Annotated in this window: 18 protein-coding genes; 10 read left to right on the forward strand and 8 right to left on the reverse strand. The window is 59.3% G+C overall.

Translation table 11 applies throughout. From position 1 onward, the window contains the following. Positions 1 to 25: 25 nt before the first annotated feature. The 6 genes from GOX73_RS08470 to GOX73_RS08495 all read left to right on the forward strand — a co-directional run bounded on the left by GOX73_RS08470 (position 26) and on the right by GOX73_RS08495 (position 6,558). The gene (locus GOX73_RS08470; RefSeq protein WP_171124505.1) at positions 26 to 904 is read left to right on the forward strand and encodes an RNA polymerase factor sigma-32; all 879 of its coding nucleotides are present in this window, start codon (positions 26 to 28) and stop codon (positions 902 to 904) included. Then, positions 901 to 1,716 carry a ChaN family lipoprotein gene (locus GOX73_RS08475; RefSeq protein ID WP_171122492.1) on the forward strand — a complete coding sequence of 272 codons (816 nt, stop codon included), beginning with the start codon at positions 901 to 903 and terminating at the stop codon, positions 1,714 to 1,716. The genes GOX73_RS08470 and GOX73_RS08475 overlap by 4 nt, the downstream gene beginning before the upstream one ends. 63 nt (positions 1,717 to 1,779) lie before the next feature. Beyond that, the gene (gene coaBC / locus GOX73_RS08480; protein WP_171124507.1) at positions 1,780 to 2,976 is read left to right on the forward strand and encodes a bifunctional phosphopantothenoylcysteine decarboxylase/phosphopantothenate--cysteine ligase CoaBC; all 1,197 of its coding nucleotides are present in this window, start codon (positions 1,780 to 1,782) and stop codon (positions 2,974 to 2,976) included. A 15-nt stretch (positions 2,977 to 2,991) separates the two neighbouring features. Beyond that, positions 2,992 to 3,447: a dUTP diphosphatase gene (gene dut, locus GOX73_RS08485; RefSeq protein ID WP_171124509.1), complete on the forward strand. Its 456-nt coding sequence runs from the start codon at positions 2,992 to 2,994 to the stop codon at positions 3,445 to 3,447. Then, on the forward strand, positions 3,447 to 4,484 hold the full coding sequence (locus GOX73_RS08490; protein WP_171124511.1) for a molybdopterin-synthase adenylyltransferase MoeB: 1,038 nt from the start codon (positions 3,447 to 3,449) through the stop codon (positions 4,482 to 4,484). The genes dut and GOX73_RS08490 overlap by 1 nt, the downstream gene beginning before the upstream one ends. Before the next feature lie 58 nt (positions 4,485 to 4,542). Continuing rightward, on the forward strand, positions 4,543 to 6,558 hold the full coding sequence (locus GOX73_RS08495) for a M3 family metallopeptidase (RefSeq protein WP_171124513.1): 2,016 nt from the start codon (positions 4,543 to 4,545) through the stop codon (positions 6,556 to 6,558). On the opposite strand, the gene GOX73_RS08500 is transcribed toward GOX73_RS08495, so the two are convergent. Genes GOX73_RS08500 through GOX73_RS08525 form a run of 6 tightly spaced genes read right to left on the reverse strand, consistent with a single transcriptional unit; the run spans position 6,559 to position 13,123 of the window. Further along, positions 6,559 to 7,491 carry a glyoxylate/hydroxypyruvate reductase A gene (locus tag GOX73_RS08500; protein WP_171124515.1) on the reverse strand — a complete coding sequence of 311 codons (933 nt, stop codon included), beginning with the start codon at positions 7,489 to 7,491 and terminating at the stop codon, positions 6,559 to 6,561. It abuts the gene before it with no gap. A gap of 15 nt (positions 7,492 to 7,506) precedes the next feature. Then, the gene (gene rodA, locus GOX73_RS08505; protein WP_171122480.1) at positions 7,507 to 8,646 is read right to left on the reverse strand and encodes a rod shape-determining protein RodA; all 1,140 of its coding nucleotides are present in this window, start codon (positions 8,644 to 8,646) and stop codon (positions 7,507 to 7,509) included. Further along, the gene (gene mrdA, locus GOX73_RS08510; protein ID WP_171124517.1) at positions 8,643 to 10,592 is read right to left on the reverse strand and encodes a penicillin-binding protein 2; all 1,950 of its coding nucleotides are present in this window, start codon (positions 10,590 to 10,592) and stop codon (positions 8,643 to 8,645) included. The genes rodA and mrdA overlap by 4 nt, the downstream gene beginning before the upstream one ends. After that, a complete protein-coding gene (locus tag GOX73_RS08515) occupies positions 10,589 to 11,125 on the reverse strand; it encodes a rod shape-determining protein MreD (protein ID WP_171124519.1) in 537 nt (178 codons plus the stop codon). Before GOX73_RS08515 ends, mrdA begins: the two co-directional genes overlap by 4 nt. Then, a complete protein-coding gene (mreC, locus tag GOX73_RS08520) occupies positions 11,118 to 12,020 on the reverse strand; it encodes a rod shape-determining protein MreC (protein WP_171124521.1) in 903 nt (300 codons plus the stop codon). Before mreC ends, GOX73_RS08515 begins: the two co-directional genes overlap by 8 nt. Before the next feature lie 56 nt (positions 12,021 to 12,076). Further along, positions 12,077 to 13,123 carry a rod shape-determining protein gene (locus GOX73_RS08525; RefSeq protein WP_039523195.1) on the reverse strand — a complete coding sequence of 349 codons (1,047 nt, stop codon included), beginning with the start codon at positions 13,121 to 13,123 and terminating at the stop codon, positions 12,077 to 12,079. A 155-nt stretch (positions 13,124 to 13,278) separates the two neighbouring features. On the opposite strand from GOX73_RS08525, the gene GOX73_RS08530 reads away from it, so the two are divergent. Together GOX73_RS08530 and GOX73_RS08535 are read left to right on the forward strand one after the other, a co-directional pair. Then, positions 13,279 to 14,064, forward strand: a complete 786-nt coding sequence (locus tag GOX73_RS08530) for a 23S rRNA (adenine(2030)-N(6))-methyltransferase RlmJ (RefSeq protein WP_171124523.1) — start codon at positions 13,279 to 13,281, stop codon at positions 14,062 to 14,064. Positions 14,065 to 14,185: 121 nt separating this feature from the next. Then, positions 14,186 to 15,919 (forward strand): adenylate/guanylate cyclase domain-containing protein, encoded by a 1,734-nt coding sequence (locus tag GOX73_RS08535; RefSeq protein WP_171124525.1) that lies wholly within the window; start codon positions 14,186 to 14,188, stop codon positions 15,917 to 15,919. Between the two features lie 42 nt (positions 15,920 to 15,961). Here GOX73_RS08535 and GOX73_RS08540 read toward each other — a convergent pair whose 3' ends face one another. Next, on the reverse strand, positions 15,962 to 17,530 hold the full coding sequence (locus GOX73_RS08540) for a 2-isopropylmalate synthase (RefSeq protein ID WP_171122468.1): 1,569 nt from the start codon (positions 17,528 to 17,530) through the stop codon (positions 15,962 to 15,964). Positions 17,531 to 17,815: 285 nt separating this feature from the next. Between GOX73_RS08540 and GOX73_RS08545 the strand changes: the two genes are divergently transcribed. Then, entirely contained in the window at positions 17,816 to 18,481 is a 666-nt protein-coding gene (locus GOX73_RS08545) for an SDR family NAD(P)-dependent oxidoreductase (protein ID WP_171124529.1), read from the forward strand. A gap of 7 nt (positions 18,482 to 18,488) precedes the next feature. On the opposite strand, the gene GOX73_RS08550 is transcribed toward GOX73_RS08545, so the two are convergent. Further along, positions 18,489 to 19,949, reverse strand: coding sequence for an MORN repeat-containing protein (locus GOX73_RS08550; RefSeq protein WP_171124531.1), 1,461 nt, complete (start codon positions 19,947 to 19,949; stop codon positions 18,489 to 18,491). A 145-nt stretch (positions 19,950 to 20,094) separates the two neighbouring features. Between GOX73_RS08550 and GOX73_RS08555 the strand changes: the two genes are divergently transcribed. Further along, the gene (locus GOX73_RS08555; protein ID WP_171124533.1) at positions 20,095 to 21,753 is read left to right on the forward strand and encodes an NAD+ synthase; all 1,659 of its coding nucleotides are present in this window, start codon (positions 20,095 to 20,097) and stop codon (positions 21,751 to 21,753) included. The last annotated feature ends 7 nt before the right edge of the window (positions 21,754 to 21,760 follow it).

A 21,760-nucleotide genomic window follows, 5' to 3' on the forward strand; every position in this document is an offset into this window, starting at 1 on the left:
GCGCCTGTGAAAAGGGGAGATTTCCATGGCACTGGACAATTCAAACGATTTTTCAATGTCGCGACAGGCAATGAAGGCGGAATTGCTGGACGCGGAAACTGAATTGAAACTTGCGTATGCATGGCGCGACCAACGTGACGAGCAAGCTCTGCATCGGTTGATCACGGCCTATATGCGGCTGGCGATTTCGATGGCGGCCAAGTTTAAACGATACGGTGCGCCCATGAATGACCTGATCCAGGAGGCGGGGCTTGGTCTTATGAAGGCCGCCGACAAGTTCGACCCGGATCGCGGCGTGCGCTTTTCCACATATGCAGTATGGTGGATCAAGGCCAGCATTCAGGACTATGTGATGCGGAACTGGTCGATGGTTCGGACGGGCTCGACCTCCTCACAAAAATCGCTGTTCTTCAATATGCGCCGTGTCCAGGCTCGGCTGGAGCGGGAAGCCGCGACAGAAGTAATGCAATTGGATCGTCACCAGTTGCATCAGATGATTGCCGCTGAGATTGGCGTGCCCCTGCGCGACGTCGAGATGATGGAAGGGCGGCTGTCCGGTTCCGATTTCTCGTTGAACGCTGTGCAGTCTGCCGATGAAGACGGGCGCGAGTGGATTGATGCGTTGGAAGACGAGCGCGAACAGGCTGCTGAGACAGTCGAAAACACTCACGACACCGAACAGTTGCGGGAATGGCTTGTGACCGCGATGAAGGCGCTCAACGAGCGAGAGCGGTTTATTGTTCGCGAACGCAAGCTGCGCGAACCTGCGCGGACGCTTGAAAGTTTGGGTCAGGAGCTTGGCCTGTCCAAGGAACGCGTGCGCCAGTTGGAAGCGGCGGCATTCGTGAAAATGCGCAAGAACCTTGAAGCGCAATCCCGCGAGGTGCAACACTTCATCGCATGAAACAGATTGCGATTCTGCTGTGTGCATTGATGGTTACGGTCAGTCAGGGCCGGGCTGATCAACATATTCCAGACGACGTTGCGGCCGCGATGCGGTCGGCGGACGTGGTTATTCTGGGTGAAATCCATGACAATCCCCAACACCACATGGTGCAGACCGAGGCATTGAAGATCGTGTCGCCCTCGGCCGTGGTATGGGAAATGGTGACCGAGGAGGGGGCGCAGCGACTTGCCCAGAAAGCGGCCTCCAACCCCGAGGAATTGTCGCGAATATTGCGGTGGGCCGAGTCCGGCTGGCCACCATTGAGCATGTATTACCCCGTTTTTCAGGCAACAGATGCGCCGGTCTATGGCGCGATGGTTCCACGCGCCGCTGCCCGCGCCGCGATGGAGCGGGGGGCCGCGACCGCATTGGGCGCGGATGCGGCGCGATATGGTCTGACGATCCCCTTGTCGACCGCCGAGCAGATGGCGCGCGAGGCCGATCAGCTTGCCGCGCATTGCGATGCCATTCCCGAAAGCGCATTGCCGCAAATGGTTGCCATTCAGCGGCTACGTGATGCCGTTCTTACACGGTCGATTCTGCGTGCAACGGATGAAACGGGTGGCCCGGTTGCTGTGATCACGGGAAATGGCCATGCGCGCAAGGATTGGGGCGTCCCGACCTTTTTGTCTCGGTTGCGCCCGGGGTTGAAGGTATTCGTTCTGGGACAGTCCGAGGACGGCAGCATCGAAGGTGAATTCGACGCGGTGATTGACAGCCCTTCGGTCGAACGGGAAGACCCCTGCCTTGCGTTTGAGACGCAGAATTAACCGCTGGAACTGTTCGGCGGCCTTGCCTAATGTCGGGGCCGACCGGAATGGGAAGGGCACAACATGCTGGCATCGAAACGCATTCTGCTGATCATCGGCGGAGGGATCGCGGCCTATAAATCGTTGGACCTGATCCGACGGTTGAAGGAACGCGGCGCGTCTGTAACGCCTGTTCTGACGCGTGCGGCTGAAGAATTCGTGACACCCCTGTCTGTTTCCGCGCTTGCCGGGGAAAAGGTGTATCGCGATCTGTTTGATCTGACGGATGAGGCCGAGATGGGGCATATCCAATTGTCCCGGTCGGCGGATCTGCTTGTTGTTGCGCCAGCCACGGCGGATTTGATGGGGAAAATGGCGGGCGGGCTGGCCAATGATCTGGCCTCGACCCTATTGATGGCGACAGACACACCGGTTTTGTGCGCTCCTGCCATGAACGTGCGCATGTGGGATCACCCCGCGACGCAGCGCAATCTGCGGACGTTGAAATCTGATGGGGTCGGCTTTGTCGGTCCGAATGAAGGCGACATGGCGTGTGGTGAATATGGCCCCGGCCGTATGTCCGAGCCTTTGGAAATCGTTGCCGCGATCGAGGCCCAGCTTGGTGATGGCCCGCTTTTGGGGAAACGCATTCTTGTAACTTCTGGCCCAACGCATGAGCCGATTGATCCGGTTCGGTATATTGCCAACCGGTCTTCGGGTGCGCAGGGCGCTGCGGTGGCGCGTGCGCTGGCTGCTTTGGGTGCAGAGGTGATCTTTGTGACCGGACCCGCCGATGTGTCAGCCCCGGACGGGGTGCACGTAGTGCCTGTGGAGACTGCCCAGCAGATGTCTGACGCGGTGGACGCCGCGCTGCCTGTGGACGCCGGAGTTTTTGCTGCTGCTGTGGCGGATTGGCGCGTGGCCAGCGCCTCGGACCGGAAGCTGAAGAAAACCCGTGACGGTCTTCCTGCACTGGAGTTTGCCGAGAACCCGGACATTCTGAAAAGGGTCGCGCAGATGAACGACGGACGCCCCCCGTTGGTTGTTGGTTTTGCCGCCGAAACGGACAACGTGGTTGAACACGCGACGGCCAAACGCAAACGCAAGGGGTGTGATTGGATCGTTGCCAATGACGTCAGCCCGGCGACGGGGATCATGGGGGGCTCGGAAAATGCGGTCGTCCTGATCTCGGATCAGGGTTCGGAAGAATGGCCCCGTATGGGCAAGGACGCCGTGGCCAAGCGGCTGGCCGACAAAATCGCGGATGCCTTGAACGGCTAGGCAAAAGGAACTCAGATGGTTGCAATTCGTGTGATCCGCGAGGACGGAGCGGACCCCTCGGTGCCCTTGCCCTCTTATGAAACCGCCGGTGCGGCCGGTGCGGATGTTCGGGCTAATATGCCGGACGGTGCGTCAGTCACCTTGCAGCCCGGCGAACGGGCGCTAATTCCAACCGGGTTGCGGATCGAAATCCCTCAGGGTTTCGAAGTGCAGGTGCGCCCGCGGTCCGGGCTTGCGCTGAAATATGGCATTACGCTCCCAAACACGCCGGGCACAATCGACAGCGACTATCGCGGTCCGTTGGGGGTGATCGTTCTCAATGCCGGACAGGAGGCGTTCGAGATCACGCATGGGGAACGCATCGCCCAACTGATCGTGGCCCCCGTTGTGCAGGCCACTTTTGAGGCCGCCGATACACTCAGCGACACCGCGCGCGGGGCTGGCGGTTTCGGGTCAACCGGGCGCGGCTGATGCTGTTGGTCCTCATTCTGGCCGCTGGGTTGTGGGGTATCGGCTATCTTGCCGGAGTGTCCCGTACGGCGCGTCTGGCTTCGGTCGCGGTGTTGCTGTTGGGCGTAATAACAGCCCAATTGGTGCTGCCCGACGGCCACCCCCTGCGTGCGGCAACTGGCGGGTCCGCTGCCATGTGGCTTATACTGGGTGGTTTCGCGGTTCTGGTTCTGGTTTATGGAAGGGTGCTGAAAGCGTTACGCAACCGCGCGACGCCCGCCACGCAGGAGCCCGCCATGCCATCCGACCAATTCTCTGAAACCGAACTGGAACGTTATGCCCGCCATATCGTGTTGCGGGAACTGGGTGGCCCGGGTCAGAAAAAGATGAAACAGGCCCGCGTGCTGGTGATTGGTGCCGGTGGTCTGGGCGCGCCCGCGCTGCAATATCTGGCTGCTGCCGGGGTGGGGACCATCGGCGTGATCGACGATGATGAGGTCGAAAATGCCAACCTGCAACGGCAAGTGATCCATCGGGATGCGGATATCGGGATGCCCAAGGTGTTCTCGGCCCAGCAGGCCATGAAAGCGCAGAACCCCAACGTGACCGTGCTTCCCTATCACCGCCGCCTGACTGACGAGATCGCAGCAGACCTGTTCGCTGATTTTGATCTGATCCTCGACGGAACGGATAATTTCGACACCCGCTATCTGGCCAACCGCACCGCCGTTGCGTTGGGAAAACCGCTGATCTCGGGCGCGTTGTCGCAATGGGAAGGACAACTGAGTGTCTTTGACCCTGCCCACGGCGCGCCTTGCTATCAGTGCATTTTCCCCGAGGCCCCGGCCCCCGGTCTGGCCCCTTCTTGTGCTGAGGCCGGCGTGATTGGCCCTCTGCCCGGCGTTGTCGGCTCGATGATGGCGGTCGAGGCGATCAAGGTGATCACCGGGGCGGGGCAGGCCCTGCGCGGCGAGATGCTGATCTATGACGCGCTTTATGGGGAAAGCCGCAAGATCACCCTGTCACGCCGCGCCGATTGTCCGATTTGCGGTAAGTGAGTGCGCGCACTGGATCATCCTGCCCCGCGTTCCTAGGTTGCGATCAAAGGAGAGTTTCATGACCAACCCGATCCTGTCCGACTGGACCACACCGTTTGAAATTGCGCCGTTTGACACGATTGCCGATAGCGATTTTTCCCCCGCGCTGGACGCTGCCCTAAAGGCCCACAACGCGCAGATCGACGCGATTGCTGGCAACCCAGACGCGCCCACCTTCGCCAACACGGTCGAGGCGCTTGAGGCCGCAGGTGAGCAGTTGGACAAGGTCCTGTCGGTGTTCTTCACCGTGGCCGGGGCCGATAGCAACCCGGCGCGCGAGGAATTGCAGCGGGATTTTTCGCCCAAGCTGGCGGCGCATTTCTCGGGCATTTCGTCGAACAAGGCGCTGTTTCAGCGGTTGGCCGACCTGTGGGCGCGGAAGGACGATCTGAGCCTGACGGACGAACAGTCTCGGTTGCTGATGCTGACCCATCGCGGGTTCGTGCGCGCGGGTGCGGCGCTGACTGGGGATGCAGACGCGCGGATGCAGGAGATCAAGGCGCGACTGGCCTCGCTGGGTACATCCTTTACCCAGAACCTGCTGGCGGATGAGCGTGAGTGGTTCATGCCTCTGTCCGAGGATGATCTGGAAGGTCTGCCCGATTTCGTCGTGGATGCGACCCGCGCCGCAGGGCAGGAAAAGGGCGCAGACGGTCCGGTCGTGACCCTGTCGCGCTCAATCATCGTGCCGTTCCTGCAATTCTCGCCCCGCCGCGATCTGCGCGAGGTGGCGTATAAGGCGTGGACCGCGCGTGGCGCGAACGGGGGCGAGACGGACAATCGCGAGATCGCTGCCGAAATCCTCGCCCTGCGCGAAGAACGCGCCAAGTTGCTGGGCTATGACAATTTCGCCGCCTACAAGTTGGAAACCGAGATGGCCCGCACACCAGACAAGGTGCGTGATCTGTTGATGCAGGTCTGGGAACCGGCCAAGGCCCGCGCGGATGCGGATGCCGAGATTCTGACGCAGATGATGCAGGCGGATGGGGTCAATGGCCCTCTGGCCGCGTGGGACTGGCGCTACTATGCCGAGAAACGTCGCAAGGCCGAGCATGATCTGGATGAGGCCGCGCTGAAGCCTTACCTGCAATTGGACCGGATGAGGGAGGCCGCCTTTGCCTGCGCCAACCGCCTGTTCGGGCTGGAGTTCGCGCCGCTGGATGTGCCGCTTTATCACCCTGATTGCCGAGCGTGGGAGGTCACGCGCAACGGCCAGCATATCGCGGTTTTCATCGGGGATTACTTCGCGCGCGGGTCCAAGCGATCCGGCGCGTGGTGCAGCGCGATGCGGTCTCAGGCCAAATTCCCCACGGTGCAGGCTCCGGTCGTGATCAACGTCTGCAACTTCGCCAAAGGCGATCCGGCGTTGCTGTCCTATGATGATGCGCGGACACTGTTTCATGAATTCGGTCATGCGCTGCACCAGATGCTGTCGGATGTGACCTATGAAAGTATCTCGGGTACATCTGTGGCGCGCGATTTCGTGGAACTGCCCAGCCAGCTTTATGAACACTGGCTGGAAGTCCCCGAGGTTCTGGCCGAGTTTGCCACCCATGCTAATACCGGCGCGCCGATGCCGCAGGACATGCTGGACAAGGTGTTGAAGGCCGCCAATTTCGATCAGGGGTTTCAGACGGTCGAATATGTCGCCTCGGCGCTGGTCGATCTGGAATTCCACGACGGCGCGGCCCCGGCAGACCCGATGGCGACACAGGCGCAGGTGCTAAAGGGTCTGGGGATGCTCCCGGCCATCGGGATGCGCCATGCCACGCCGCATTTCGCCCATGTGTTTGCGGGCGATGGCTATAGCGCGGGCTATTACAGCTATATGTGGTCCGAGGTCATGGACGCCGACGCCTTCGCCGCCTTTGAAGAGGCCGGAGGGGCATTTGATCCCGACCGCGCCAAGGCTCTGGAGGAGAATATCCTGTCCACCGGCGGCTCGCGCGAGGCCGAAGACCTGTATCTGGCCTTCCGGGGCCGGTTGCCGGGGGTTGAGGCGTTGTTGAAAGGCCGTGGCCTGATCTCGGCCTGATCAGTATCCCAGATTGCGGTTCACGACGTGCAGCAGGGGTCGCCCGGCTTCACCTCGGACGATGTTGTCGCAAATGACCTGCGCGGCCGTGGCCGGGCGGGTTTCCGATGCGATGTGGGGCGTGACCGTCACTTTGGGGTGCGCCCAATAGGGATGATCGCCGGGCAGGGGTTCCACCCGAAATACATCCAGCGTCGCGTGCCCGATCTGGCCGGAGTTCAGGGCTGACAACATCGCGTCATCGTCAATCAATGGCCCCCGGCCGGGATTGATAACGCATGCGCCTTTCGGCAGCAGGGCCAGCGTTTCGGCGTTCAGTGTATTTGCGGTCACAGGCGTATCCGGCAAGAGCAGCACGACAATTTCAGCTTGTGACAGGGCGGTACGCAGCCCCGCGTCACCATGCAGACACCTTACCCCCGGAATATCCTTGGCGGTGCGGCTCCAGCCCGTGACTTCGAAACCAAGCGTGGCCAGGGCGCGCGCGGCGGCATCACCCAATGCTCCAAGACCCAGGATGCAAACCCGTCGCTCAGGCGCCAATGGCGGGGCGTCCGGTGCCCATACGCCATCCTGAACAGAAATGTGCTGATCCATCCCAAGGTGATAGCGCAGAACATGCCCCACCACCCATTCTGTCATGCCCTGCGTCAGGCCGTGATCTACCATCCGCGCCAGAGGAACGGTCAGGGTTTCGTTGCCCGCGATCTTTTCAACCCCGGCCCAAAGGCTCAGCACGGCCTTCAGGCGTGTATATGGCGCGAAGTCCAGAAGCCCGCCATCTGGGGCGTAGACGATATAGTCCACCTGATCCGGCTCGATGTTAGTTGACAGACGGAAGTTCAATCCGGCTTCGGTCAGGTACTTTGACAACAGCGGCTGATATACCGGCCAAAGCTCGGGGCGGGCGGAAAACAGGACGTTCACGGACATTGGGGGCCTTTCCGATCACCGGGGACGGTGGATATGGGCGCTTTGGACAATGCCAAAGGCTGCCATCAGAACCAGCATAGCCGATCCGCCATAGCTGACCATTGGCAGGGGCACACCCACGACCGGGGCAAGGCCCATGACCATCGACATGTTCACGGCAAAAAACAGGAAGAAGTTCAATGCAATCCCGAGTGTCACCAGCGAAGAAAACCTGTCCTTCGTCGACAGCGCTGTGACCATGCAGAAGATCAGGATCAGTCCGTACAGGGTCAGCAGTGTGATGCCGCCAACAAAGCCGAACTCTTCGGCCAGCGTGGTAAAGATGAAGTCGGTGTGTTTTTCAGGCAGAAAGTTCAGCCGCGATTGTGTGCCCTGCATGAATCCGCGCCCGTTCCACCCCCCAGACCCCAAGGCGATTTTCGACTGCGTGATATGGTACCCCGCACCCAGCGGATCGGTAGACGGGTCGAGAAACGTGTCGATGCGGCGGAACTGATAGTCTTTCAGAAGCTGCCATTCTGTTCCACGGCTGTTGAAAACGGTGGCAATCAGACCGACACCCGCAGCGATCACTGCGGCGAAGTAGGCCCAGTGGACGCCCGCCAGAAACATCAGGCCACCCCCGGCTGCGAGCAGCAGGATCGAGGTGCCAAGATCCGGTTGGCGTAGCACCATGAATGTGGGAATCAAGATCAGGATAACGGGGATGATCACCCAGATCGGACGCGATGTTTTGTGCGATGGCAACCAGTCATAGTACGACGCCAGCAGCATCACCAACGTCACTTTCATGACTTCGGATGGTTGCAGCCGCATGAACCCAAGATCAATCCAACGCTGTGCGCCCATTCCGACAGTGCCGAACAGCTCCACGAATACCAGCAAAGCGATCGAGCCCAGATAGGCCACCACTGACATGTTGCGCCAGAACCAGATCGGCACAAGCGCCACGATGAACATGACCGCTAGGCCAAGGCCGAACCGCTCCATCTGAGGTTCCGCCCAGGGGGTCCAAGACCCTCCGGCCACCGAATACAGCATCAGGAACCCGGCGCTGGCCGTGCTGATCAGCAACAGGGTGAGCGGCCAGTTCATAAACAGAAACTTGCGAAACCCTGACGGAGTGGATTTGACGGCGTATTCAAGATAGCTCATGCGCGGTCCTTTTCGGACGGACGCGCTTTGGGGCGGCGATCACCCTCAAGCCGTTTTTGCTGTTCCTTGATGCGGTCGCGGTCGGCCACCGGGTAGGCTTCCAGTGGCGGTGTGCCGTTGTAAAGGGCCTGCAGCATGATATCCCGCGCAACCGGCGCCGCCGCCTTGGAGCCTCCGCCGCCGTGTTCCACGACAACAGCGACGGCATATTTTGGGTTGTCATACGGCGCAAAGCTGACGAACAGCGCGTGGTCACGGCGTTCCCATGGCAAGTCTTCGTTGCGGATAACACCAGCAGCGCGCTCAGCCTTGGTGATGTTGCGCACCTGACTGGTTCCGGTTTTGCCCGCCATGCGGAACTCATCAGCGATAATCCGGCTGCGATAGGCCGTTCCACGCCGGTCGTTCGAGACCGAGAACATCGCCTTGCGCACCTGCTCAAGGTTGTTTGGGTTCACCGCCAAAGGTTCACCCGCGCCCGAGGGTTCTTCGACACCGTTCACTGACCGTACCAAACGCGGCGAGACAGCACGCCCTGTGGCGATCCGCGCCGTCATGACCGCCAGTTGCAACGGTGACGCCAGCATGAACCCCTGACCGATCGAGGCATTCGCCGTGTCGCCCACCAGCCAGTCCTGACCATGCACGCGCTGTTTCCATTCCTGGTTCGGTGCAAGCCCTGCGGCAACGGCGGACATCGGTATGTCGTGTTTCACGCCCAGTCCGAATATGCGCGCCATGTCCGAGATCCGGTCGATACCGGTGCGCAAAGCCACGTCATAGTAGTAAACATCGCAACTGCGTTTGAGCGATGTTTCCAGATCGACGGTGCCATGGCCGCCGCGCTTCCAGCAGTGGAACCTGCGACTGCCGACCTTCAGGTGGCCGGGACAGTACACGGTATTGGACGGGCCGATTACCCCGGCCTCAAGCGCGGCCATTGCGGTGATCATCTTGAAAGTCGAGCCGGGAGGGTAAGTGCCCTGCACCGTCTTGTTGGCCAGCGGGCGGTAGTTGTCCTGAGTCAGCGTCCGATAATCCGCGACTGAAATGCCGCGCACGAACAGGTTTGGATCGAAACTAGGGGCAGAGCTGATGGCGCGTATGTCCCCGGTTTCGCAATCAATTACAACGGCTGCGGCACTTTCCCCTGCCAAACGTGCCTGTGCGTATTGCTGCAGGTCTGCGTCCACGGATAGCTGAAGATCGGCACCGGCCTCACCCACTTGCCTGTCCAATTCGCGCATCACGCGGCCTGTGGCGTTGACCTCGACCCGTTTGGCGCCTGCTTTGCCGCGCAATGTGCCTTCCTGTTTGGCTTCCAGACCGACCTTGCCGATTTGGAAACGGGGAATACGAAGAACCGGCTCGGGATCCTCGATCTGGCTGAGGTCGTAGTCGCTGACCGGGCCGACATACCCAACGACATGGGCAAAGTCTTCGTATCTTGGGTATTGGCGGGTCATGCCAACTTCGGGGGTGACACCGGGCAGGGCAGGGGCGTTGACGGCGACTTTTGAGATATCTTCCCACGTCACCTGATCCGCCAGCGTTACCGGCAGGAACGGGGCCGACCGGCGCATTTCAGTCTTGGCGCGTTCGATCTCGTCCTCGGTCAACGGGATCAGATCGGACAGTTTGGAGATGACGGCATCGACATCGCCTGCATCCTCTCGGACCATCACGATCCGATAGGATGGCGAGTTCTGTCCAATAATTTGTCCGTTACGGTCGTAGATCCGTCCGCGTGTTGGGGGGATAAGTCGGATATTGATGCGGTTCTCTTCCGCCAGCAGGCGGTACTCGTCAGCCTGATCCACCTGCATGAACCGCATTCGGGCCGCCAACCCGCCGATGAAGGCCGCCTGCAAGCCGCCCAATACCACCGCGCGGCGCGGCAGGCGTTTATAGGCAAGCCCCTGCGATTTGGTCTTGCGCTGTTTCATGACCGAAGCCCCGCTGCAGCAGAATCCACCGCCGAGGCGCGTCGAACGCCGAATCCGCTTTGGCTGAGCAGAACGATCAGCGGATAAACTGCAATTGTCAGAACCACTTGTATCACCATCGGCCCCAATGCCGCTTGTTGCACGGTTAGAATAGCAAGAATTATGCGGTTCAGTACAAAAACAGCCGTGATCGCGACGGCTGCGGTTGTCCATTCGGCAAAAAATCCGGCATCGCGCATACCGGGCGCGGCCCCGCGCAAATAGGCTGACCCCAGAACAACAAGCGCAGCTAGCAATCCCGGGGGGCGCTGCAACAACAGGTCCGCCAGCAGCATCACGATCGCGATCAAAGGGATTGGAACGTATTCAGGCCGCCGTAAGACCCAAGCGAAGGTCAAGGCCATCAGCAGGTCGGGAAACGGCAAGCGCCCCGGTTGTGTGTTCAGCGGCAATAGATGCAGAAACATGATCATAAAGGCCAGAAACAGATACAGCGCCCGCTTGGTCCAAAGCTGCGAGACCTGCCTATCCATCGCCGGCCTCTGCAGGTGCTATGGCAGTTTCGGGTCGTCTTGGCCCGACGATATCGCCGGAATCCTCAATCGGAGGCGCAGAATGGAACCGTAGGACCCGCAGAAACTCGAGCCTTTCGAAATCAGCAGACAAACGGACCCGCAGGCGCCCACCGGGGTCAGCCGTGATCTGGCCTATCAACAAACCACCCGGGAAAACGCCGCCATCGCCCGATGTGACAACCCGGTCACCGGGACGTACCAGTTCGCGGTTTTCAAGAAACTCGACCGCCGGAGAAGGCGTGTTATCCCCCGCGATCAGTGCGGTCTGGCCAGAAGGTTGAATCGTTGCGGGTATCGCGCTGGAGGCATCGGTCATCAGGATCACCCGCGCCGTGTCCGGGCCAACGCCCGAGATGCGCCCCACCACGCCGATCCCATCCATCGTGGCCCAGCCGTCCATAATCCCGTCACGCTCGCCCACATTCAGCAGAACAGACTGACGGAAGGGCGAGCCGCTATCCGCCATTACGACGCCCGTGATATAGGTCAGGCGCGGATCAAGCCGCACATTGTTGAGGTCAAGAAGGCGCGCGTTTTCCTGTTCAAGCTGAAGGGCCGCTTCTTTCCACGCGCGCATCAGGCGCAGTTCGCTGCGCAATTCCTGATTTTGCTCGCTCAGGCGCTGATAGCTTTGAAAATCACGTACAAGGTTTACGACGGCCGTGACCGGAACCATTGCCCAATCCATCGAGGGTACGACGGTGTCTACGACCTGTGCGCGGAACCGCTCCACCCGCGGGCTGTCAATGCGCCAGACCAGAAAGATGCCCAGCAGACACAGAACCACGATCCCCAGCAGCAGGCGGCGTAAGGGGGTTGTGTATTCGTCGCGCTGTGATCGGTCCTTTGCCACAGGTTACCTTCCCGTGCTGCTCTTGCCCGAGTTTTCACCCCAAAAGGGTGCGCGCCTTAGCTTTCGTAGTCAATCGCGTGGCGCAGTTGTTTTTCATATTCCAGCGCCTTGCCAGTGCCCAAAGCCACACAGTTCAGGCTTTCATCGGCAATCGACACGGCCAAACCGGTCTGTTCGCGCAGCGCAAGGTCCAGATCGCCCAGTAGCGCGCCGCCGCCGGTCAGCATGACACCCCGGTCCACGATATCCGCGGCCAGATCGGGCGGCGTGGTTTCCAGCGCGGTCATCACCGCCTCGCAAATCTGCTGGACGGGTTCTGACAGCGCTTCGGCAACCTGCGCCTGACTGATCTCGATTTCTTTCGGCACGCCGTTCAACAGGTCGCGGCCCCGGATATGCATCGACTGGCCGCGGCCATCGTCGGGCATGCGGGCGGTGCCGATGGTGGTCTTGATCCGTTCAGCGGTGGATTCACCGACCAACAGGTTCTGCTGGCGGCGGAGGTACGAGATGATTGCCTCATCCATGCGGTCGCCACCCACGCGGACCGATCGCGCGTAGACGATGTCGCCCAGCGACAGGACCGCAACCTCTGTAGTACCGCCGCCGATGTCGACGACCATGTTGCCGGTTGGATCAGTGATCGGCATCCCGGCACCAATGGCGGCTGCAATCGGTTCGGCAATCAGGCCTGCGCGGCGCGCGCCTGCGGACAGAACCGACTGTCGGATCGCGCGTTTTTCAACGGGTGTCGCACCATGGGGCACGCAGACAATGATCTTGGGCTTAGAGAAGGTCGAGCGTTTGTGCACTTTGCGGATGAAGTGCTTGATCATCTCTTCGGCGGTGTCGAAATCCGCGATGACACCTTCGCGCATCGGGCGGATCGCTTCGATGGACCCCGGTGTCCGGCCCAGCATCAGCTTGGCGTCCTCACCCACGGCCAGAACCTTTTTGACACCGTCCTTGACGTGATAGGCAACCACTGAGGGTTCCGACAGGATCACACCGCGCCCTTTGACATAAACCAGCGTGTTCGCTGTCCCAAGGTCAATGGCCATGTCCGCTGTGAACAAGCCGCCCAGATTGCCAAAGATTCCCATGTGTTCACTGATCCCGTTCGTCAGAATTTCTACTGCCCGCGACTCGACGGTTCCGGGACGGATGTCTTATAGGGTGCCATCTCGCCCGGTAAAAGGGCTGATTCCGCGTCAATCAGCACCTTTCCGCCTTATTGAGAGGGACTTTAGAAGGCAACATGCTCTCATATCAACATATTTACCACGCTGGAAATCTGGCTGATGTGCAAAAGCACGCTTTGTTGGCATGGATGCTGAAATATCTGACCCGCAAGGACAAGCCTCTGACCTATCTCGAGACGCATTCGGGCCGTGGCTTGTATCAGTTGGATGCAGCCGAGGCCGTGCGGACGGGCGAGGCCGCCGCCGGAATCGAACGGGCGCGGCGCGAAGGGTGGTTCAGCGCGGATCATCCCTTGTCAAAGGCGCTAAGTATTGTTCGGGCGCGTAATGGTGAGAACAGCTATGCCGGTTCGCCCCTGATCGCTGCCAGCCTGCTGCGCGAACAGGACAGTTTGCACTTTGCCGAGTTGCACCCGCAGGAATACGCGGCACTGTCGTTGACGGTGTCTGCCTACGGGGCAAAGATCTACCAGCAGGATGGCTACGAACTGGCGCAGTCGTTGCTGCCACCGACACCACGCCGAGGGCTGCTGTTGATCGACCCAAGCTATGAGGTGAAATCGGAGTACGATCGCTTGCCTGGGATCATTTCCAAGCTGCACCGCAAGTGGAACGTTGGGGTGATTGCGTTGTGGTATCCGATCCTGTCCGACGGGCGGCACAAAGCGATGGTTGAGGCGCTGGTAAAACAGAACCTGCCGAAAGCCGAATGTCATGAAGTCCGGTTTCCGGCCGCGCGCGAAGGGCACCGCATGATCGGTTCCGGAATGTTCGTTGTGAACGCCCCGTTTGGGTTCAATGAGGAAACCCGTCGGCTGGATTCACTCTTTGCCGGGCTTTAAGACGCCTGAATACATGCGTCGGTCGCATTGACCTCCACCCTATACACGCACAGGGTGTTTTTTGAAAATTCCTTATGACAATGGGGTTTTCGGCCCTAGAATTCGGGCGAGGAGGGGTGCCATGGATCGCCGACTTGCTACGGTTCTGGCTGCCGACATGGTCGGGTACAGCCGTTTGATGGAGAACGATGAACAAGGCACGCTGGCGCGGTTGCGCACGCACCGAATAGAACTGATTGATCCGGCCATCGACAAGAACAGGGGCACGATCATCAAGACCACCGGCGACGGGATGCTGGTCGAGTTTTCCAGCGCCAGCGATGCGGTTACCTGCGCGGTCGAGGTTCAGAACCGGATGCTGCGGCGGAATGCAGATGTCCCAAGGGATCAACGCATACAGTTCCGGATTGGCATCAATCTTGATGAGATCATTTTCGAAGACGGCGATATCTTTGGCAGCGGCGTAAACATTGCCGCCCGGTTGGAGCAGTCAGCCCATGCCGGAGGTGTGGTGATTTCAGGCACAGTGCATGATCAGGTGTCTGGTCGACTTGAATTTCAATATCAGGACTTGGGCAATCTCGAACTAAAGAACCTGTCTCAACCCGTCCATGCTTATCGCGTCGAGTTGGATAGACCTACTGACGACGTCGAGCCGATAGAAGAAGCGGACACCAAGGTCGTAAAGCCTTCGATTGCGGTTTTGCCTTTCGCCAACATGAGCGGCGACACCGAGCAGGAGTTCTTTGCAGATGGTCTGACCGAGGACCTGCTGACCGAACTTAGCCGAAGGCACGAGTTGTTCGTAATCTCTCGAAATTCCAGTTTTGTCTATAAGGGACAGGCCGTGAATGTGCGGGAGGTCGGTGAAAAACTGGGGGCGCAGTACATTGTCGAGGGCAGTGTGCGAAAGGCCGGAAACCGGGTGCGGGTCACCGTTCAGCTTATCGACAGCGATAATGACGGGCACGTCTGGGCCGAGAAATACGACCGCGATCTGGACGACATATTTGCGATTCAGGACGAAGTGATTTCCGCTGTGGTCGCCACCTTGCCGGGGCGGATCGAAGCATCGCAGCAAGAGGGTCTGACGCGCAAGACACCCTCCAGTTTCGCAGCGTATGAGTGTGTCTTGGCGGCCAAGGTGCTGCACCATCGCAGCACGCGCCAAGCGAATGTCGAAGCGACCGAAATGATCGACCGGGCAATCAAACTGGATCCGGATTATGCGCATGCCCACGCCTGGAGCGGTTGTATCCGTGGACAGGCCTGGGGGTACGGCTGGTGTGACGACCGCGAAGCGATGCTGGCCGAATGCGAAGAGGCCATACTTAAGGCAGCATCGCTGGATGACAACGACGCTGACGTGCATCGCCTGATGGCGGCGGTCGAGATCTTGCGAAACAATCTTGGGCGCGCGCGGTACCATCAGGAAAGAGCGTTGTCTCTGAATCCCAATTACGATCTTGTCGTTGTCCAGATGGGAGAGTTGTTGACCTGGTCAGGCCGACCCGACGAGGGGGCGGAATGGATACAGAAAGCCATGCGCCTGAACCCGCATCACCCCGCCCGGTTCTGGAGCCATCTGGGAAAGGCACGGTTCTGCGCCAAAAACTATCATCAGGCGCTAGATGATTTCGGACGTTTGCCGTCCTTGGACATGGTCCAAAACGCCTATGTTGCGGCTTGTCATGCCTGGCTTGGAAATGATGCCGAAGCGCGCGAACATGCCGAGGCAGTCGAGGCCGCGCAACCAGACATCAGCATCGAGGATATCGTCGCAACCCTGCACTATTCCAAGGAAGACGATCTGCACCATTTCGTTCGGGGTTTGGAAAAAGCCGGTTTGGCCTGACGCGCCAAACGAAAAACGGCCCGCTTGTGCGGGCCGTCCGGTTTATGTCAGATCCTTGTAGCTGATCTCGCGGGCGTCCGCGCCGGGGCCTGCCTTTTCACGTCGCATGATCAACCGGTTCAGTGCGTGGATATACGCCTTGGCAGATGCAACGACTGTGTCGGTATTCGCCGATTGCCCCGTTGCGATCATGCCGTCTTCTTCCAGCCGCACGGACACAGTGGCCTGCGCGTCGGTGCCTTCGGTTACCGCGTGAACCTGGTACAGTTGCAAATGCGCCTTGTTGGGATAGATCGACCGGATCGCCTTGAAGGTCGCGTCCACCGGTCCGTCGCCATGTTCCGTCGCGATGATGTCCTTGCCGTCCATTTCCAGCTCGACCGTCGATTCCGCCTGACCCCCGGTGCCACATGTGACTTTCATGGACACCAGTTGGAGGTAGTCGTCGGCATCATCCAACGTCATCAGGGCAATGAGGTCGTCGTCGAACACCTCTTTCTTGCGGTCGGCCAAATCTTTGAAGCGCACGAAAATGTCGCGCAACTGGTTGTCGCCAACTTCATAGCCCAGCGTTTCCAGCTTGTCGCGCAATGCGGCGCGGCCTGAATGCTTGCCCAACGGCAGGGATGTTCCGGACAGGCCGATATCTTCGGGGCGCATGATTTCGAAGTTTTCGCGGTTCTTCAGCATCCCGTCCTGATGGATGCCACTTTCATGGGCAAAGGCGTTCTTGCCGACGATGGCTTTGTTAAACTGCACCGGGAAGCCCGCCACAGTCGCCACCCGGCGCGAGATATGCATGATCTTGGTGGTGTCGATGCCCGTGGTCCAAGGCATGATGTCATTGCGGGTCCGCAGGGCCATCACGACCTCTTCAAGCGCGGTGTTGCCCGCGCGTTCACCCAAACCGTTGATGGTACATTCGATCTGACGCGCCCCGCCTGCGACAGCAGCCAGCGAGTTCGCGGTCGCCATACCAAGGTCATTGTGGCAGTGGGTGGCAAAAACTACCTCGTCCGCGCCCGGAACCGTATCAATCAGGCGCTTGATCAGATCCGCGCTTTCGACCGGAGCAGTATAGCCCACGGTATCGGGGATGTTGATCGTGGTGGCCCCGGCCTTGATCGCAATTTCAATCACGCGGCAGAGGTAATCCCATTCCGTCCGCGTCGCGTCCATCGGCGACCATTGCACATTTTCGCACAGGTTGCGGGCATGGCTAACCGTTTCGTGGATCTTGTCGGCCATCTCGTCCATGGTCAGGTTCGGTATGGCGCGATGCAGGGGCGAGGTGCCGATGAAGGTGTGAATCCGGTTCTTCTCGGCGTGTTTCACCGCCTCCCAGCAGCGGTCAATGTCTGCGAAATTGGCGCGGGCCAGACCGCAGATGCGGCTGTTTTTCGACCGCTCGGCGATCTCGCTGACTGCTTTGAAGTCACCTTCGGAGGCGATCGGAAAACCGGCCTCGATGATGTCGACACCCATTTCGTCCAACAGCTCGGCAATCTCCAGCTTTTCGTTGTGGGTCATGGTCGCGCCAGGGCTTTGTTCGCCGTCGCGCAAAGTGGTGTCAAAGATCAAGACGCGGTCTTGGTCGGTCACGTTGGTCATGGGAATCTCTTTCTTCTTCTGTCCTAAAGCCTATGGCGCGCGGGCGTCCTCCTCTGAGCGGGCGCGCCGGATGGCACGCTCAGAGGCGGATTAGGATCAGTAGGCCACGCAGTGACGCACCGCGGGTGGCGGTGTCGGCAACAAGGATATCTGCGCGGTTGATCATAGGATTGAGGTTATACAACCCATGCCGGGAATGAAAAGAAGGAATTTGCGTATAGCCGTCAGAAGGTTTTCATTTTCGACCCGGTTGATCCATGCGACCTGGCAGCTAGGTCACTGATGATGAAGTCAGCTCTTGTCATCGGTGCATCAGGCGGAATTGGCAGCGCTTTGTGCCAAGGATTGCGACAGCGCGGTGTATTGGCGACGGGCTTGTCCCGGTCGTCTGATGGTTTTGACCTGACAGGCCCTGAAAGCGTGGACCGGGGGTTGGATAAGCTGAATGGCCCGTTTGACATGATCTTGATCGCCTCTGGCGCGCTGGAGGTGAACGGGGCCGAGCCAGAAAAGACGATCAAGTCAATCTCGGCACCTGTCATGATGGATCAATTTGCACTCAACGCGGTCGGGCCGGCGCTGGTACTTGGGCACGCACATAAGTTGTTGCCGCGCGACAGGCAATGCGTCGTCGCGATCCTGTCTGCCCGCGTCGGGTCGATCGGCGATAACCGTCTGGGTGGGTGGATCAGCTATCGCGCAGCCAAGGCTGCCTTGAACCAGATCGTGCGCACATCGGCGATAGAATTGGCGCGCACGCATCCGCAATCCATTTGCGTCGCCTTGCATCCAGGGACAGTTCGCACCAGCTTTACCCAAAAATATTCCGGACGCCATCCATCTGTCGCGCCAGAAGAGGCCGCCAAGAATTTGCTGGGCGTTATAGACCGTCTTACTCCGGCCCAGACAGGCGGATTTTTTGATTGGAAAGGTGAGACCGTGCCGTGGTGAGCGATGCTCAGTCAGCCGTGGGCGTGTCCTCTTCGGGGGTCTCTGTCGAAGGTGTTACTGCAGGCTCTGCCACGTTTTCTTCTGGAAGCACTCCGTTTTCCCAGATACCGGATTCTTCCTGACCATTGGCGTAGCGAATTGTGCCGTCACCGTGGCGCTTGTTGTCCAGAAATCCACCTTCGTACACATCCCCCGTGGCATAGGTTGCGACCCCGGTGCCGCTTATTTTGCCATCGACCCATCCACCGGTATAGGTGAAGCCGCGCGGTGTTGTGATGGTGCCCTGTCCGTGGCGTTTTCCGTCAGAAAACTCGCCGTCATACACGGTTCCGTCAGGAAAGCTGGCTTTTCCTTTTCCCTGCCGCGCGCCTTCTGCCCAGTCGCCCTCGTACCGGTATCCGTTGGCAAATGTCAGAACACCCGTCCCGTGACTGAGACCATTTTTGAACTGTCCGGAATAGACAGCGCCATTTGGATAGGTTGCCTTGCCGGTTCCTTCAAACACACCGGCAATCCAGTCGCCTTCGTAGATGATTCCATCGGAATATGTATGCATCCCTTTGCCGTGCGGCAGGTCCGCGCTGAAGTCACCCACGTAGGTCGAGCCGTCGGGGTAGGTCAGTTCGCCAAACCCTTGGATCTGCCCGTCCGCCCAGTCACCGTTGTATTCGAACCCGTCTGTTCCCAGAAAACGCCCTTTTCCGTGGCGCCGGTCGTCAAGGTAATCGCCGTCGTACGTCGCGCCATTGGCATAGGTTGCCTTGCCCTTGCCCTGACGCTGGCCATCCACAAGATCACCCTCGTAGAGGTCGCCGTTCGCCTGAAGCAAACGCCCCTTACCGGTCATGCGATCTTCGGTCCATGCGCCTGTATATGTCATGCCATCGGGAATGGTCAGCGTGCCCTGACCGTGGCGTTGGCCGTTCTGGACGTCCCCCTCATACACGCTGCCCTGTGCCGACGTGATCTTTGCCTTGCCCTGTTTGGTTCCGTCCACCCAATCGCCGTCATATACGTAACCGCTTGGGTCAGTCAGAACACCCTTGCCGTGATAACGCGCGTCTTTGAATGCGCCCTCGTAGATCACACCATTTGCATAAGTCGCAATGCCGTCGCCGTTGATTGATCCGTTGGCCCACGCGCCCACATAGCTGCCGCCGTCGGGATAGATAATCTTTCCCTGACCTTCCGGTTGGCCTTTCGCAAACATGCCTTCATAGACCGAGCCATTCACATATCGCGCAACACCTTTGCCCTGAATCTCGCCCTCGGCCCATTCGCCGGAATATTCGAATCCGTTTGGCAGGCGATAGGTTCCGGTGCCGTGGCGCAAACCATTCAGGAAAGTGCCTTCGTAAACACCGCCAACTTCGTCATCCGCGACAATCACCTGACCATCCTGCGCGGAGGCGGACAGTGTCATCAAGGCCATCGCAGTTGCGGCAATCGAAGTGCGGAATGCGTTCATGGTTGTTCAGCCTGCCCGGTTATCGTCCTTTTGCGCAAAACTAAGATACCGATGGGGGCAGGGCAACGGCTTTTGCCGCATTTGTCTTTTCCTCGCGGTGCGATCTGTTAAATGGCATTAGAACAGACGAGGGCAAGAGGGCAGCATGGCCGACCGATTCCGCATCACTCTGGCGCAACTCAACCCTATTGTGGGGGATATTGACGGCAACGCCGCCAAGGCTATCGCCGCATGGGAAGACGCGCGCGAGGCCGGGGCCGACATGGTTGCGCTGCCTGAGATGTTCATTACCGGCTACAATACGCAGGATCTGGTGATGAAGCCTGCGTTTCATCGGGCTGCCATGGCTGCAATCGAAGAACTGGCTGCCAAATGCGCTGACGGACCGGCAATGGCCATCGGTGGGCCTTGGGTCGAGGATGAAAACCTTCATAACGCCTACCTGATCCTCAAGAATGGCAAGATTGGCAGCAAGGTGCTGAAGCACCACCTGCCCAACGAGACAGTATTTGACGAAGTCCGGTTGTATGACTCAGGCCCGCTAGGCGGCCCTTATTCTGTCGGCAATACGCGAATAGGCAGCCCTATCTGTGAAGACAGTTGGCACCCGGATGTTGCCGAAACGCTTGAGGAAACAGGTGCCGAATTTCTGCTTGTTCCGAATGGTTCCCCATATTTTCGCAACAAGTACGATGTGCGCCTGAATCATATGGTTGCGCGGGTTGTCGAAACGGGCTTGCCGCTGATCTACCTCAATATGGTCGGTGGACAGGATGATCAGGTTTTTGACGGTGGCACATTTGGCCTGAACCCGGACGGCACACTTGCCTTCAGAATGCCGGTTTTTGACGAAGCCCTGCGCCATGTTGATCTTGAGCGTGGTGATGAGGGGTGGCGGATCGCGCCCGCTGACGTTGCGCCGCAGCCTGATGAATGGGAGCAGGACTATCGCGCGATGGTTCAATCGTTGCGTGACTATATGAGAAAAACAGGCTTCCCGAAAGCGCTGTTGGGATTGTCGGGGGGCGTCGACTCGGCCCTTGTTGCGGCAATCGCCGTGGACGCGATTGGACCCGAGAATGTCCGCTGTGTGATGTTGCCGTCGGAATATACCAGCCAGGAGTCATTGGATGATGCCGAGGCCGTCGCCAAGGCGCTGGGTGTTCACTATGACTTTGTCCCTATCTCGGACAGCCGGGCTGCGGTGACAGAAACGCTGTCGCCGCTATTTGCTGGTCGAGATGCGGACCTGACGGAAGAGAACATCCAATCCCGGTTGCGCGGGTTGCTGTTGATGGCGATCTCGAACAAATTTGGCGAGATGCTGCTGACCACTGGCAACAAGTCCGAAGTTGCCGTTGGGTATGCCACGATCTATGGCGACATGAATGGGGGCTATAACCTCATCAAGGACCTGTACAAAACGCGTGTGTTCGAGACATGTCGCTGGCGCAACGCCAATCATCGTGACTGGATGTCCGGTCCATCGGGCGAGGTGATCCGGCCTTCCGTGATTGACAAACCCCCAAGTGCGGAACTGCGCGAGGATCAGAAAGATAGCGATAGTTTGCCGGATTATCCTGTTTTGGACGCGATTTTGGATATTCTGGTGGATCAGGAGGGGTCTATTGCGGATTGCGTCGCGGCTGGTTTCGATGGCGACGTGGCGCGCCGGGTCGAGCATCTGATCTATGTCAGCGAATACAAACGCTTTCAGTCCGCGCCGGGGACACGCTTGACCAGCCGTGCCTTTTGGTTGGATCGCAGATACCCAATTGTGAACCGCTGGCGCGACCGATCCTAAAGGTATC

It is taken from the genome of Ruegeria sp. HKCCD7221 (assembly GCF_013031225.1).
Lineage (GTDB): Bacteria > Pseudomonadota > Alphaproteobacteria > Rhodobacterales > Rhodobacteraceae > Ruegeria.

Excerpts from the sequence above, each read along its gene's own strand:
- GOX73_RS08545 (WP_171124529.1), top strand. The coding sequence starts at position 17,816 with ATGAAGTCAGCTCTTGTCATCGGTGCATCAGGCGGAATTGGCAGCGCT.
- dut (WP_171124509.1), top strand. The coding sequence starts at position 2,992 with ATGGTTGCAATTCGTGTGATCCGCGAGGACGGAGCGGACCCCTCGGTG.
- GOX73_RS08535 (WP_171124525.1), top strand. The coding sequence starts at position 14,186 with ATGGATCGCCGACTTGCTACGGTTCTGGCTGCCGACATGGTCGGGTAC.
- coaBC (WP_171124507.1), top strand. The coding sequence starts at position 1,780 with ATGCTGGCATCGAAACGCATTCTGCTGATCATCGGCGGAGGGATCGCG.
- rodA (WP_171122480.1), bottom strand. The coding sequence starts at position 8,646 with ATGAGCTATCTTGAATACGCCGTCAAATCCACTCCGTCAGGGTTTCGC.
- GOX73_RS08530 (WP_171124523.1), top strand. The coding sequence starts at position 13,279 with ATGCTCTCATATCAACATATTTACCACGCTGGAAATCTGGCTGATGTG.
- GOX73_RS08500 (WP_171124515.1), bottom strand. The coding sequence starts at position 7,491 with ATGTCCGTGAACGTCCTGTTTTCCGCCCGCCCCGAGCTTTGGCCGGTA.
- GOX73_RS08555 (WP_171124533.1), top strand. The coding sequence starts at position 20,095 with ATGGCCGACCGATTCCGCATCACTCTGGCGCAACTCAACCCTATTGTG.
- GOX73_RS08525 (WP_039523195.1), bottom strand. The coding sequence starts at position 13,123 with ATGGGAATCTTTGGCAATCTGGGCGGCTTGTTCACAGCGGACATGGCC.
- GOX73_RS08540 (WP_171122468.1), bottom strand. The coding sequence starts at position 17,530 with ATGACCAACGTGACCGACCAAGACCGCGTCTTGATCTTTGACACCACT.
- GOX73_RS08490 (WP_171124511.1), top strand. The coding sequence starts at position 3,447 with ATGCTGTTGGTCCTCATTCTGGCCGCTGGGTTGTGGGGTATCGGCTAT.
- GOX73_RS08515 (WP_171124519.1), bottom strand. The coding sequence starts at position 11,125 with ATGGATAGGCAGGTCTCGCAGCTTTGGACCAAGCGGGCGCTGTATCTG.
- GOX73_RS08475 (WP_171122492.1), top strand. The coding sequence starts at position 901 with ATGAAACAGATTGCGATTCTGCTGTGTGCATTGATGGTTACGGTCAGT.
- mrdA (WP_171124517.1), bottom strand. The coding sequence starts at position 10,592 with ATGAAACAGCGCAAGACCAAATCGCAGGGGCTTGCCTATAAACGCCTG.
- GOX73_RS08470 (WP_171124505.1), top strand. The coding sequence starts at position 26 with ATGGCACTGGACAATTCAAACGATTTTTCAATGTCGCGACAGGCAATG.
- GOX73_RS08495 (WP_171124513.1), top strand. The coding sequence starts at position 4,543 with ATGACCAACCCGATCCTGTCCGACTGGACCACACCGTTTGAAATTGCG.
- GOX73_RS08550 (WP_171124531.1), bottom strand. The coding sequence starts at position 19,949 with ATGAACGCATTCCGCACTTCGATTGCCGCAACTGCGATGGCCTTGATG.